15 protein-coding genes are annotated in these 12,199 nt (G+C 72.7%); 6 read left to right on the top strand and 9 right to left on the bottom strand.

Features of this window, described 5'->3' with window-relative positions:
- Nucleotide 1: 1 nt before the first annotated feature.
- Nucleotides 2-1,066, bottom strand: a complete 1,065-nt coding sequence (locus AB0I91_RS05595; protein WP_499607558.1) for an ABC transporter substrate-binding protein — start codon at nt 1,064-1,066, stop codon at nt 2-4.
- 266 nt (nt 1,067-1,332) lie between these two features.
- Between AB0I91_RS05595 and AB0I91_RS05600 the strand changes: the two genes are divergently transcribed.
- A complete protein-coding gene (locus tag AB0I91_RS05600) occupies nt 1,333-2,229 on the top strand; it encodes a helix-turn-helix transcriptional regulator (protein WP_499635435.1) in 897 nt (298 codons plus the stop codon).
- Nucleotides 2,230-2,354: 125 nt separating this feature from the next.
- Entirely contained in the window at nt 2,355-3,224 is an 870-nt protein-coding gene (locus tag AB0I91_RS05605; protein ID WP_499635438.1) for a dioxygenase family protein, read from the top strand.
- Between the two features lie 79 nt (nt 3,225-3,303).
- Here the strand turns inward: AB0I91_RS05605 and AB0I91_RS05610 are convergent, their stop codons facing one another.
- Nucleotides 3,304-3,456, bottom strand: a complete 153-nt coding sequence (locus tag AB0I91_RS05610; protein WP_230566947.1) for a hypothetical protein — start codon at nt 3,454-3,456, stop codon at nt 3,304-3,306.
- Between the two features lie 515 nt (nt 3,457-3,971).
- Between AB0I91_RS05610 and AB0I91_RS05615 the strand changes: the two genes are divergently transcribed.
- Both AB0I91_RS05615 and AB0I91_RS05620 read left to right on the top strand, forming a co-directional pair.
- Nucleotides 3,972-4,172 (top strand): cold-shock protein, encoded by a 201-nt coding sequence (locus AB0I91_RS05615; protein WP_230566948.1) that lies wholly within the window; start codon nt 3,972-3,974, stop codon nt 4,170-4,172.
- A 491-nt stretch (nt 4,173-4,663) separates the two neighbouring features.
- Complete coding sequence (locus AB0I91_RS05620; protein ID WP_498783005.1) at nt 4,664-4,840, top strand: RGCVC family protein; 177 nt, start codon at nt 4,664-4,666, stop codon at nt 4,838-4,840.
- Nucleotide 4,841: 1 nt separating this feature from the next.
- Here the strand turns inward: AB0I91_RS05620 and AB0I91_RS05625 are convergent, their stop codons facing one another.
- The 5 genes from AB0I91_RS05625 to AB0I91_RS05645 all read right to left on the bottom strand — a co-directional run bounded on the left by AB0I91_RS05625 (nt 4,842) and on the right by AB0I91_RS05645 (nt 8,136).
- Nucleotides 4,842-5,321 (bottom strand): YbaB/EbfC family nucleoid-associated protein, encoded by a 480-nt coding sequence (locus tag AB0I91_RS05625; RefSeq protein WP_499635441.1) that lies wholly within the window; start codon nt 5,319-5,321, stop codon nt 4,842-4,844.
- Nucleotides 5,318-5,803 carry a hypothetical protein gene (locus AB0I91_RS05630; RefSeq protein WP_499607551.1) on the bottom strand — a complete coding sequence of 162 codons (486 nt, stop codon included), beginning with the start codon at nt 5,801-5,803 and terminating at the stop codon, nt 5,318-5,320. Before AB0I91_RS05630 ends, AB0I91_RS05625 begins: the two co-directional genes overlap by 4 nt.
- A gap of 23 nt (nt 5,804-5,826) precedes the next feature.
- Nucleotides 5,827-7,188 (bottom strand): putative T7SS-secreted protein, encoded by a 1,362-nt coding sequence (locus AB0I91_RS05635; RefSeq protein ID WP_499635444.1) that lies wholly within the window; start codon nt 7,186-7,188, stop codon nt 5,827-5,829.
- Nucleotides 7,188-7,487 (bottom strand): WXG100 family type VII secretion target, encoded by a 300-nt coding sequence (locus tag AB0I91_RS05640; RefSeq protein WP_498782998.1) that lies wholly within the window; start codon nt 7,485-7,487, stop codon nt 7,188-7,190. Before AB0I91_RS05640 ends, AB0I91_RS05635 begins: the two co-directional genes overlap by 1 nt.
- A 154-nt stretch (nt 7,488-7,641) precedes the next feature.
- Nucleotides 7,642-8,136, bottom strand: a complete 495-nt coding sequence (locus AB0I91_RS05645; RefSeq protein WP_499635448.1) for an RrF2 family transcriptional regulator — start codon at nt 8,134-8,136, stop codon at nt 7,642-7,644.
- A gap of 85 nt (nt 8,137-8,221) precedes the next feature.
- Between AB0I91_RS05645 and AB0I91_RS05650 the strand changes: the two genes are divergently transcribed.
- Nucleotides 8,222-8,965: an SDR family oxidoreductase gene (locus tag AB0I91_RS05650; protein ID WP_498782994.1), complete on the top strand. Its 744-nt coding sequence runs from the start codon at nt 8,222-8,224 to the stop codon at nt 8,963-8,965.
- A gap of 46 nt (nt 8,966-9,011) precedes the next feature.
- Here AB0I91_RS05650 and AB0I91_RS05655 read toward each other — a convergent pair whose 3' ends face one another.
- Both AB0I91_RS05655 and AB0I91_RS05660 read right to left on the bottom strand, forming a co-directional pair.
- Nucleotides 9,012-11,168 carry an MMPL family transporter gene (locus AB0I91_RS05655; RefSeq protein ID WP_499635451.1) on the bottom strand — a complete coding sequence of 719 codons (2,157 nt, stop codon included), beginning with the start codon at nt 11,166-11,168 and terminating at the stop codon, nt 9,012-9,014.
- Nucleotides 11,169-11,173: 5 nt separating this feature from the next.
- Nucleotides 11,174-11,743 carry a TetR/AcrR family transcriptional regulator gene (locus tag AB0I91_RS05660; RefSeq protein ID WP_498782991.1) on the bottom strand — a complete coding sequence of 190 codons (570 nt, stop codon included), beginning with the start codon at nt 11,741-11,743 and terminating at the stop codon, nt 11,174-11,176.
- 98 nt (nt 11,744-11,841) lie between these two features.
- On the opposite strand from AB0I91_RS05660, the gene AB0I91_RS05665 reads away from it, so the two are divergent.
- Nucleotides 11,842-12,162: a hypothetical protein gene (locus tag AB0I91_RS05665; protein ID WP_499607539.1), complete on the top strand. Its 321-nt coding sequence runs from the start codon at nt 11,842-11,844 to the stop codon at nt 12,160-12,162.
- The last annotated feature ends 37 nt before the right edge of the window (nt 12,163-12,199 follow it).

Here is a 12,199-nt window from a genome sequence, read left to right on the forward strand (position 1 = left end):
GTCAGTACGCGTTCGCGAGCTTCTGGGCGGCGTTGGACCGGTCGTAGGAGTCGTCGGCGATGATCACGGCCGGCGGGATCTCCTCGCCGTCGGCGAAGTCCTGCAAGGTCTGGAACGCCAACGGGCCGAACCGGGGGTTCGACTCGATCACGGCGTCGTACCCGCCGTCGGCGACGAGCTGGACGGCGGTGAGCGTGCCGTCGATCGAGACGATCTTCACGTCCTGGCCCGGCGTGCGCCCCGCGGCCTTCAACGCGGTGACCGCGCCGATGCCCATCTCGTCGTTCTCCGCGTAGACGGCGGTGATGTCGGGGTTGCCCAGGATCAGCTGCTCCATCACGGCCTGGCCCTTGGAGCGGTCGAACTCGCCGGTCTGCTCGGCCACCACGGTGATGCCCGGCGTCTTGGCGATCTCGTCCTTGAAGCCCTTCGTGCGGTCGGTGGTGACGTTGTTGCCCGACGCGCCGAGCAGGATGGCCACCTTGCCGACGCCACCGGTCGCCGCGACCATCGCCCGGGCGGCGCGCTTGCCCTGCTCGACGAAGTCCGAGCCGATGAACGTCAGGTAGTCGGCGCACGGCTCGGCGGTCACCTTGCGGTCGATCGTGACCACCGGGACCTTCTTGGCCTTCGCCGCGTCCAGCGCGGGCTGGAGCCCGTCGGAGTTCAGCGGCGCGACGACCAGCAGCTGCGCGCCCCGGTCCAGCAGCGACTTGATGTCGCTGATCTGCTTGTTCAGGTCGCTCTGGGCGTTGGTGACGAGGAGCTTGTCGGCCGGGACGCCGAGCCTCGCGGCCTCCTCCTCGATCGACTTCGTCTCCGCGATGCGGAAGGGGTTGGTCTCCTTCTCGGACTGGGAGAACCCGATCACGGCGTCCTTGACGTCGATCTTCGGGTAGCCGATCCGCTCGCGGGCGCAGCCGGGGCCGCTCGCCTGGGAGGCGGCGGCCGAGGCGGCGGGACCGCCCGTGCCGCGGGTGGACGGTTCGGCTTCACGGCTGGTGCAGGAGGTCAGCAGGGCGGCGGTCGCGACCACCGCGACGCCGACGCGGGCAGGCAGGGGCATTCGTGCGCTCCTCGATCCGGGTGTGAGTGAGCGGCGTCACTCTTCAAGGGCGGCTCCGTTTTATATCGTTGATACAACGTTGTAAAGGTTCGCCCCGCCAGCGCTGCGGAGCGCGATCGGACGGCGAACGGCCGACGCACCGCAGGCAAGCGCTTACCCAGGGCGACCGGACGACCTCGCCGCCGTTCCCCCCGCGCGCCCGGTCGTGCCATGGTGGTCGAGAGCGAGAATTGGTCTGGACCTTCACCGGAGAGGGGATCGGGACTATGCGCGGCACCACCGTGTTACCGGGAACGCCGTGCCGGGAGCCGCGCGAGGGCGGGTTGCCGCTGCACCGGCTGGAGGTGCCGGCGCCCAGCGCGCTCCCGTTCGCGGTCGGCACGTTCGACACCATCGGGCCGATGTCGCGCGCGCCGTTCCCGCACCGGCACACGTTCCACGAGATCGTGCACGTCACCGGCGGCACCGGCACGCACGTCGTCGACCTGGCCCGCTGGGAGCTGCGCCCGCCGCACCTGTGCGTGATCGCGCCCGGCCAGGTGCACCACTGGGACGGCGCGCACGACCTGCAGGGCTCGGTGCTGCTGTTCACCGACGACTTCCTGCTCGACCACCCCGCCGACCGCGACCTGCTGCGCCGGCTCAGCGAACGGCCCTGGCTGACGCTGGACGAGCCCGCGCACGCCCGGATCGGCCGGCTCATCGGCGAGCTGCACGAGGAGTACCGGCACGGCGAAGCGGGCGCGGACACGGTGCTGCGGGCGTTGCTGCACGTGCTCGTCGTGCGCGCGGCCCGGCTGACCGCGACACCTGCCGCGCCGCCGCCCGCCCGACCCGGCGCGGTGGCGGAGGAGTTCGTCCGGCTGTCCGGCCGCACGGACCACCGGCTGTGGTCCGTGCGCGCGTACGCGGAGCGGATCGGCGTGACCCCCGGCTACCTGACCGAGGCGGTGAAGGCCGCGACCGGGCGGACGCCGTCGCAGCTGGTCCGCCAGGCGCGGACGCAGGAGGCGCAACGGCTGCTGGCCAAGACGGAGCTGAGCGTGCGGCAGGTGGCGAACCGGGTCGGCTTCGACGATCCCGCCTACTTCTGCCGCTTCTTCCGCCGGGAGACGGGCGCGAGCCCCGGGGCGTTCCGCCGCGCGGCAGGCCGTTCACAGTGAGCGCGAACGGCAACGGAGACCGCGAGGATCACCACGAACGGCGGCGCCAGTCCATCGTCCGCGGGTGAGCGGCGTCCGTAGGTTCGTGGTCGATCCCGAACCGAACGCCCCCACGAGGAGCAGGTATGGACGCATCCACGGACGGCGACCGCGGCACGACCGGGCAGCCCTCGGCCGACGAGTCGGACGCACGCCACCTCAGCCGCAAGACGGTGCTGCGCGCCGCGGTGGCCGCGGGGGTCGCGCTGCCGGTGGCGATGATGGGCGTGCCCGCGCTGGCCCGCACGGTCGGCGCGAACGGCGAGCAGGTCGCGCTGACGCCGGAGTGCGACGACGGCGACGACCCGACGCCGCCGCAGACCGAGGGACCGTACTTCAAACCGAACTCGCCGCGCCGCACGTCGCTGGTCGACGCGGGGACGCCCGGCACGAGGCTCACCGTCACCGGCTACGTGTTCGGCCTGGCGTGCCTGCCGCTGGGCAACGTGCTGATGGACTTCTGGCAGGCCGACGTCAACGGCGTGTACGACAACACCGGCTACCGGTTCCGCGGCCACCAGTTCACCAACCCGGACGGCACGTTCACGCTGAGCACGATCGTGCCCGGCCTCTACCCCGGCCGCACCAGGCACATCCACGTGAAGCTGCAGGCGCCCGGCCGGCCCGTGCTCACCACCCAGCTGTACTTCCCGGGCGAGCCGCGCAACAACACCGACAGCATCTTCGACCCGCGGCTGCTGATGGAGGTGCGCACCGTCGGCGGCGGCCGTGAGGCGAAGTTCGACTTCGTGCTGAACGTGCCGCAGAGCACCACCACGCGGCCGACGACCACGACCCCGTCGTCGCCGGGCGGCGGCACGTGGGCGGTGGGCACGAACTACGCGATCGGCGCGACCGTCACCTACAACGGCGTGGGGTACGTGTGCTTGCAGGGGCACCTCGCCCAGCCGGGCTGGGAACCGCCGAACGTGCCCGCGCTGTGGCGCGCGGAGTGAGTGCGGCCTGACGCCCGCGACGGCGAACCCCCGGTGTGCGGATGACACCGGGGGTTCCCGCGCGGGTGGAGTGCCCTGGTCAGGCGGTGTTGCCGGTGCCCTGCGGCGGCACATCGGCCGGCTCGCGGAACAGGTCGGTGTAGGCGCGCTGCTCGTCGCGGCGCGGGCCGCTGGTGTCCTCGGGCCGGTCCGTGTCCGGGTGGCTGAACAGGTCGTGGTACGTGGATGACATGGGTTTCCGACTTTCTCCGCGTCCGATGCGTGCTCACGGTCGGCGATGCCGGTCCGGAGATCCCCGCACGGCGCGAGGGTGTTCGGGGTTCGAGAAGATAGAGAAACGCCCCGATGAGACCTACGGTACACGTCGCGGTGCCGTGACCGCCACAGCATTGGCGCGGGCGTGTCGGGCGCACCACCACGACGTCGGCTCCGACGACACGGCCGATCGGCGGATCGCACCCCGCACCCGTCTGTCCACAATGTACTAGCGATGCCCGTGACCCCTCCCACCCTCGAACGGGTGACTTGGGCCACCCGGGGAGGGTCCGGGGAACGAACCCGGCCCTCCCGTGGTTGTACGGGGTGGTCGTCAATCTTGTGTCCGTGTTTCCATCGAAGTCTCGCGGGAATGATGTTGCGGACGAAGTTCTTCCTTTGCCTTGCAGGACAAGCTGGAGAAGTCGTCGTCTGGAATCCGACCCGGAGCCCCGACCGGGGCGCCGCAGCCGGCACTGCCAAGGAGAGATCATGACTCAGGGAACCGTGAAGTGGTTCAACTCGGAGAAGGGCTTCGGCTTCCTCGCGCAGGAGGGCGGCCCGGACGTGTTCGTCCACTACTCCGAGATCGAGGGCAACGGCTACCGCAGCCTCGAGGAGAACCAGCGCGTCGAGTTCGACGTCAACCAGGGCCCCAAGGGTCCCCAGGCCGTCGGCGTCCGCGCCATCTGATCACTTCGCAGCCCGTTCGACTTGCTCCTACCAGCGGTGACGCCGGCGGAGACTCGAAACCCGGCGCCCCTCGGTCCAGTCCTGGGCCGAGGGGCGCCGGGCTTCTCCGCACCGGTCGCGCGGGACCCGGGCACCGGAGACCACCCGCGGATCGCCCGTCCGGTGTGATTTTCCGGCGCACCGAAGGAAATGCGTCGCTCCACAATGGAGCTCGGAGGCGTCGCCCGCGCAGGGCCCGAGCACGCGTTGGAGCGCTTCGAGCCCGAGCCGTAGCGGACGTTCATCGGCACGGTCGCCGCGCACGCCCACGGGTGCGCCATGGCGGGCCACTGGGACCAGGCCGTCCGGCCGACGGCCGATGCCGGCTCAGCGTGTACCTTTGGGTGCAGGCGGGAACCGTTCGAGCATCAGTCATGAGTTGCCGGTGTCCCGACCCATCTCGCACCGCCCGGAGATCGACGCGCTCCGCGGGTGCGGACAGGACAGATCCGATGAACCACGTCATGCCGACCACCGAGTCGACCGACGTCACCGAGACCGACGCCGCCGACACCCTTCAGTGCGCCGTGTGCCCGCACCCGTGGAAGTCCCACGACCGGATCGCGATGCGCTTCTGCACCGCGACCGTCAGCGAGAACCACCACCGGGGTTGCGTCTGCGGCTCCTGACTCACCAGGCGTCGCGGCTCCGGTAAGCGGGCTCCGGCTCCTCGTCCTCCACCGGCGCGACCCTCCGGATCACGCGGGGCGGCACGGCGGCGGGCGGTTCCTGCGGCGGCTCGTCGCCGAACACCCGCCGGTCCTCGGCGAGCACCCGGTCCAGCAGCGTGGTGTCGCCCAGCGCCGAGCGGACCACCTCGGCCTGCTTGCGCGCCGCGTCCGCGCGGGCCAGCGCGATCACGCGCAGGGTGGCGGACGACAGCGCCGCCGGGTCCGTCGTGCGCACGGCCGGGCCGAACGCGATCGACTTGACCGCGCCGTCCGACCCCGCGACCACGGTCACCACGCCGTCGTCGGACGTCGCCGTGCCGACCACGTCCCGCAGCCCTTCGGTCATGCGCTGGAACGACTCCGCGCGCAACCGGTTGTCGGCCGCGGCGGTGTCGATGGCCTCGATGCGCCGCAGCAGGATGTCGGCGGACTCCGTCACCGGGATGCCCCCTCGTCCGGTCGGATGGTCTTGAGGAACGCCTGGAAGTCGCCGACCAGGTCCTCGAACTGGCCGGGCGTCGCGCTGAGCACGATCTCCAGCACCGCGCGCCTGCGCTCGTCGCGCACGTCCGCCATCGCCAGGAACACCTGCAGCTGCACCAGGTCCACCGAGCGGTCGCCGACGGGCGCGGTCAGCCGCAGCACCTGCGTGTAGGCGGACTCCAGCTCGTTGCGCCGCCCCACCTCCACCGCGCCGACGTCGCGGCGCAGCCTCGCCGCGGTCTGGTCGGCGATCTGCGCCAGCGTCGCGTCGTCGGCCCGGACCTCGCCGCTGATGGTGATGTTCGCGGTGAACCCCGCGCTGGAACCGGGGTGCAGCGCGACGAACGCCGCCTGCGAGGCGCCGACCTCGTCGGGCGGCGCCGAGAGCCACCCGTCGGGCAGCGAGAACTCGATCGGCACCGGAAGGGTGGTGGCCATGCCTGGTGTCCTCCTGGGATAGCTCATCGGCCGAACAGGCGGCCGATCGCGCGGCCGGCGTTCTCCACGCCGCGGCCGACGTCCTTGGCGACCTCGCCGACGTCGTCCGCGACGTCGACCACCGTCTCCACGACCTCGACCGGGTCGACGGTGACGTCGAAACCGACCTTGCCACCCACGCCGAACGCGAGCCCCACCGACCCTCCGATGTGGAACTTGCCGTCCTCGCCCACGCCGAACTGCCCGCTCGCGTGCCCGCCGACACCGGCCCAGGCCTCGCCGTTCACGCCCGCGCCGATGCCGGCGACCTCGGCGCCCGCCTCACCGGACACCTTCGCGCCCGCGAAGGCCTCCGCGTTGCCCTTCGCACCGAGGATCCCGATGGAGCCCTTGGCCTCCGCGGCGGCGCCGATCGTGCCCTCGGCGCTGCCCGAGACGCTCGCGTGCTGCCCGACCTTGATCTCGCCGTCGGCGTACCCGCTGGCCAGGTACGCGCCCGCGTGCGCGCCGACCGACACGCCCGCGTAGCTCGCGGTGGCGGTGTACCCGGCGTCCGCGCCGAGCACGGAGCCGCCGATCCGGCCCTGGCCCGTGACCGGGCCCGCGTGGAAGTCGCCGTCCTTCTCGCCGTGCTTGACGTCGACGTGCTTGTCGTCGCCCCACTCGCGCTCGTGCAGGTCGATGCCGATCTTCTCGGCGACCTCGCCGAGCGCGTCGGTGAGCAGGCGCTTGGACTCGCTGCCGGACTTGCTCTCGTACGAGCGCCCGTTGACGCCGTACTGCCAGCCGCCGGTGTCCTCGCCCTCCTCGTCGGTCTCGCGGTGCGCCGCGCCGTACTTCGCCTTGCCGAACGTCTTCTTGTAGCCGCCCTTGCCGTCGGACTCCCAGCCGAGCGCCTTCGCGACCACGTCGCCGATGCCGGACAGGCCCTTGCGGGCGTCGTCGAGCACCTTCTGGGCCTCCGACGCGCCCGCCTGGCCCGGGTCCTGGAACGGCGCGGTCTGCCCGCCGGAGAGCGCCGCGGCGGCGTGCTCGGCGGCGGCCAGCCGGGTCGCCGCCTGCGCCGCCAGGTGCAGCTCGACGGCGCGTTGCGCCTCGCGCTGGCTCGCGACCAGCGCGTCGCCGTAGTCGGCCAGCAGCTGCCCGCCGCCGCCGAGGTCCTCGCCCGCCCGGAGCCACCGGGGCGGTTCGGCCCGGAAGGCCGACCGGAACGCGTCGCCCGCGCCGCCGCTCCAGCCGCCGGGGTCGATCCGGCCGAGGTCCTCGCCCACGGCCACGACCAGCCGCAACGTGCCCACGAGCTGCCGCAGGTCGCCGGTGATCAGCTCGGGCTCACCGGGGACGAGCGCCTTGGGGTCGGTCGTCTCGCCGAGTCGTGCCGCCATCAGGACACCGGCCCTTCCGGGTTGAGCCGGCCGAAGACGTCCGCGCGCGCGTCGTCGACGTCCGCATAGGACGATGCCGCCGCGCGCAGCCCGATGGAGTGCTCGTCGGCCTCCCGGCGCAGCCGCTCCACGTAGGCGCGCATCTCCTCGATGAACAGCTCCCACGCGCCGGCGACCCCGGCGTGCCCGTACTCACCGCTCGGCCCGCACCACACCATGCCCGCGGTTCTGTCGCCGACGTCGCCGATCTGCCCGGCCGCCCGCCGCAGCTCCTCGGGCACCGCACCGAACCCACTCATGTCCGCCCACCAGTCCACTCGACACCACGCCGTCAGACGGCGCCGGCGCGTCGGCCGTTCCCAGGGGTACAGCTATATCGGCAGGCGCAGTGCGCGCGCAGACGTTTGGCCGAATCGGGTTCGTGCCGCGGGGCCTCCGGGGCGCGTCAGGGCCTCACGGCGTGCGGCGGAGCGCGGCAGCCGTGGCCGCCATGAGCGACCGGGTGCGGGCGACGGCCGTCGACGGCAACTCGGCGACGACGTCGGCCAACGACTCCGCGGCGAGCGTGCGCCGCCACGCGTCGTGCGCGGTGGCCATCTTCGCGGCGAGCAGGCACGCGTTGCGGCAGTCCTCGGCGGGCAGCGCGCCCCGGCCACGCTGCCGGATCTCCTGGCACTCGTACGGGGAGGACGCGCCGTCCACGGCCTCCACCACGTGCAGCAGCGTGATCTCCGAGGCGGGCCTGGCCAGCCGGAAGCCACCGCGCGGACCGGTCGTCGCGGTCAGCACACCCGCCTTGACCAGCCCCTGCAACTGCTTGGCGAGGTAGGGCGCGGGCAGGTCGTAGTACGCCGCGAGCTGGGCCGCCGACGCGGTGGTCCCCGGTTCGAGCTGCGCCAGCGTCGTCGCGCAGTGCAGGACCCACTCCGTGCTCACAGGCAGCTTCACACGGGCCAGTCTATCCAAGATATTGCGGATCTGTTTAGTCCGAGATAGGTTCGGGGCACAGCCCAGCAGCAGCGGAAGGATCGTCATGCGGATCGCAGTCGCCGGCGCGACCGGCAACATCGGCTCCCTCACCGTCGCCAACCTCGAGCGCGACGGGCACGAGGTCGTGCGCATCAGCCGGTCGCACGGCGTGGACCTGTCGACCGGCGACGGGCTCGACGCGGCGCTGGCCGGCGTCGACGCGGTGGTGGACGCGGTCAACGTGCCGTCGGCGGACCGCGCCGAGACCGTGGGCCTGTTCGGCGCGATGACCCGGAACCTGCTCGCGGCCGAGGCGCGGGCCGGCGTCCGGCACCACGTGCTGCTGTCGATCGTGGGCATCGCGGACATCGAGGGCAACGTGCACTACGCGGGCAAGCGCGAGCAGGAACGCCTGGTCGAGGCGAGCCCCGTGCCGTGGACGATCGTGCCCGCCACGCAGTTCCACGACTTCGCCGAGATGGTCGCGGGCTGGACCGAGCGGGACGGCGTCGCCACCATCGCGCCGCTGCTGGTGCAGCCGATCGCGCCGCAGGACGTGGCCGACGTCCTCGCCGAGCTCGCCGTCGGCGAGCCGCAGGGGCGCTACGCGGACGTCGCCGGCCCCGAGACGCAGGACCTGGTCGACATGGCACGGCGCACGCACCAGGCGCGTGGCCGGGACGTGCGCCTCGTGCCGACGTGGTCGGGCGTGTTCGGGCCGGAGATGGCCGGGAACGCGCTGCTGCCCGGCGAGCGCGCCCGGATCGCGCCGACCACGTTCGACGAGTGGCTCGCGAAGTCGGTGTGAACCCCAGCGGGTCCGGCGCCGGTGCTCGACGCCGGACCCGTCGAGGTCAGCGGGTGGCGTCGACGAGCTCCTTGCGGTCCTCCTCCAGCGCGGCGCCCTCCACGTCCAGGGTCGGCAGGCGGCGCAGCCACTTGGGCAGCCACCACGCCTTCTCCCCCAGCAGGGCCAGCGCGGCGGGCACGAGGACCATCCGGACCACGAACGCGTCGAACAGGATGCCGATGGCCAGGGCGAACGCGATGGACTTCATCGGGCCCTCGCCCGCGGGCACGAAGCCCGCGAACACCGAGAACATGATCAGCGCGGCGGCCACGACCACGGGCGCGGCCTGGCGGAAGCCGGTGCCGATCGCGGCCAGCGGCGCCTTGCCGTGGTGGTGCGCCTCGTGCATCCGGGACACCAGGAAGATCTGGTAGTCCATCGCCAGGCCGAACAGGATGCCCACCATCAGGATCGGGGTGAGGCTGAGCAGCGGGCCGGTGCCGTCGAGGTTGACCGCGTCGGCCAGCCAGCCCCACTGGAACACCGCGACCGTCGCGCCGAGCGACGCGCCGATGGTGAGCAGGAAGCCCAGCACGCCGACCAGCGGCACCAGGATCGACCGGAACACCAGCACCAGCAGCACCAGCGCGAGGCCGACGACCAGCGCCAGGTAGACCGGCATGGCCTCGTCCAGGGCGACGGCCACGTCCACGCTCACCGCGGTGGCGCCGGTGACGTAGGTGGTCGCGCCGTCCACGTCGGCCAGCCGTTCGCGCAGGTCGGTGACCAGCTGCTCGGTGGCCTGCGTGGCCGGGCCGGACTTCGGGATCACGGTGAGCATCGCGGCCGTGCCGTCGGCGTTCGGCGTCGGCGGCGTGACCAGCGCGATGTCGCCCGCGCCCTGGATGGTCGCGACGGCGGCCGAGGCGGTGGCGGCGGCGCCGTCGCCCTCGAACAGCACGACCAGCGGGCCGTTGAAGCCCTCGCCGAAGCCCTCGGCGAGCAGCCGTTCCGCGCGGGCCTGGCTCGACTCGGCGGCCGGCGCCGCGACCAGGGTCGTCTCCATCGACAGCACGGGCACGGCGACCGCGCCCAGGCCCACGACCGCCAGCAGCAGCGCCACGACCCGGCTGCGGGTGACCGCGCCGATCCAGCCGTGGAAGAAGCCGCGCTCGGGCGCGTCCGCGGCGGGCTCGGCGGGCACGTCGCGCTCCTTGCGCGGCAGCACGCGGCGGCCGAGGTAGCCGAGCACGGCGGGCACCAGCGTGACGGCGACGAGCACCGCGACCACGATCGTCAACGCGGCGGCGACGCCCATCTGGGTCAGGAACGGGATGCCGACCACGGCCAGGCCCGCCAGCGCGATGACCACGGTCAGACCGGCGGTCACGACGGCGGAGCCCGCGGTGCCGACGGCCGTGCCGATCGCGTCGCCCACGTCCCGGCCCCGGCGCAGCTCCTGCCGGTAGCGGTTGATGATGAACAGGGCGTAGTCGATGCCGACCGCCAGGCCGAGCATCGCGGCCAGGATCGGGGTGGTGGACTGCAGGTCCATGAAGCCGGTGGCGATGGTGACGCCCAGCGCCCCGATGCCGACGCCCACGGAGGCGGTCAGCAGGTTCATGCCGGCCAGCACGAGCGAGCCGTAGGTGACGGCCAGGACCAGCAGCGCGATGACCACGCCGATGACCTCCGCCGGACCGCCGACGTGCGGCGGGGCCTGCGTGGCCTCGCCGGTGGCCTCCACGGTCAGCCCGGTCACCTCGCGCGTGGCGTCGAAGAGCGCGGTGCGCTGCTCCTCGGTGACCTCGCCGACCTGGGCCTCGTAGGTGACCGTGCTGTAGGCGACGTCCTGGTCCGCGTTCACGGTCGGCGCACGCGGGTCGAGCGGGTTGCTCGCGGACGTCACGCCGGGCAGCTCGGACAGCTCCCGCACCAGCCCGGCGAGCTTCGCGGCGTTCTCGGGCGAGGTGACCTGCTGCCCGTCCGGAGCCCGCACGACGACCCGCGCGGTCGCGCCGCCGCCCGTGCCGAACTCGTCGGAGATCTTGTCCAGCGCGGTGGTCGACTCCTGCCCCGGGATGGAGAAGGAGCCGGAGGTCGTGCCGGCCAGCGTGACCGCGCCGAACGCCGTGCCGCCGAGCACGAGCAGCCACAGCAGGACGACGACCAGGCGGCGCCGGTGCGCGCCGAAGCCGAGTCGGTAGAGCAGACGTGCCATGGGAGTCAGGCCTCCGGGTGGGATGGGTCTCGGTGCCCGAGCGCGTCGAGGCAGGTGGCGATGATGTGCGGCCGCCACGCGGTCTTCTCGCCCGTGTGGTTGGCGGCCAGGCTGAGCACGGCCAGGGCGCTGAGCATGCCGATCACGCGGACCAGCCGTGCCGTGTCGCGCGTGTCCTGCTCGACGCCGAACACCGCGAACACGTGCTGGGACAGGGCGTCCAGGTCGCCCTCCACGTCCTCGGCGCCCAGCAGGCTGATCGCGCGGGACTCCAGCGCGATCAGGCCGGGCCGGTCCAGGGCGAAGTCGACCAGCAGCTCCACCGCCCGCCGGTCCCGCGCCGGACCGGCCGGCGCCTGCGCGGCCTGCGCGAACAGCTCCCCGCTGTGCGTGCGCCCGACGTCCCGCGCGGCGTCGAACAGCGCCTGCTTGCTCGGGTAGTGGTGCAGCAGGCCGGCCTTCGACAACCCGACCGCGTCGGCCAGGTCCTTCACCGACGTGTGGTCGAACCCGTGCCGGGCGAACAGACCGGCCACGCGGTCCAGCAACTGGTCCTCGGTCAGCGCGCGTGCCATACCTCCCACGGTACGTACTTACCGACCGATCCGGTCGGTAAGCCGACCGATCCGGTAGGTGGCTTCCGTCACCCCGCGCCCAGGGCAGGATCTGCACCGTGAGCGAACCGGACCGGCTCTCATTGCTGTGGGAGCAACACCTGCGCGCGACGTTCCCGCCGCACCTCCGCGGTCGAGACGTCGCCGGCGAGGACGTGGTGATGCTGGACGCGGACATCGCGGGCTGCGTCTCTTCGGCGTTGTCGGGACACCTCGACGAACGGCGTCACCGGGTCCTGGTGAGGTGCCTCGGGGCCGTCGAGAAGGTCATACCCTCGATCGGCGAGGACGGCGGCGCACGCGAGTACCTCGAACGCCTGCGGGAGATGGCCGAGTCGGCGATCCGGCCCGGTGACGCCGAGACCGCGCCGGATCGGTGATCGCAACCGGCCGTGCGGTGGCGCTCCCGCCCACGTG

The sequence above is a fragment of the Actinosynnema sp. NPDC049800 genome (assembly GCF_040656635.1).
Taxonomy (GTDB): domain Bacteria; phylum Actinomycetota; class Actinomycetes; order Mycobacteriales; family Pseudonocardiaceae; genus Actinosynnema.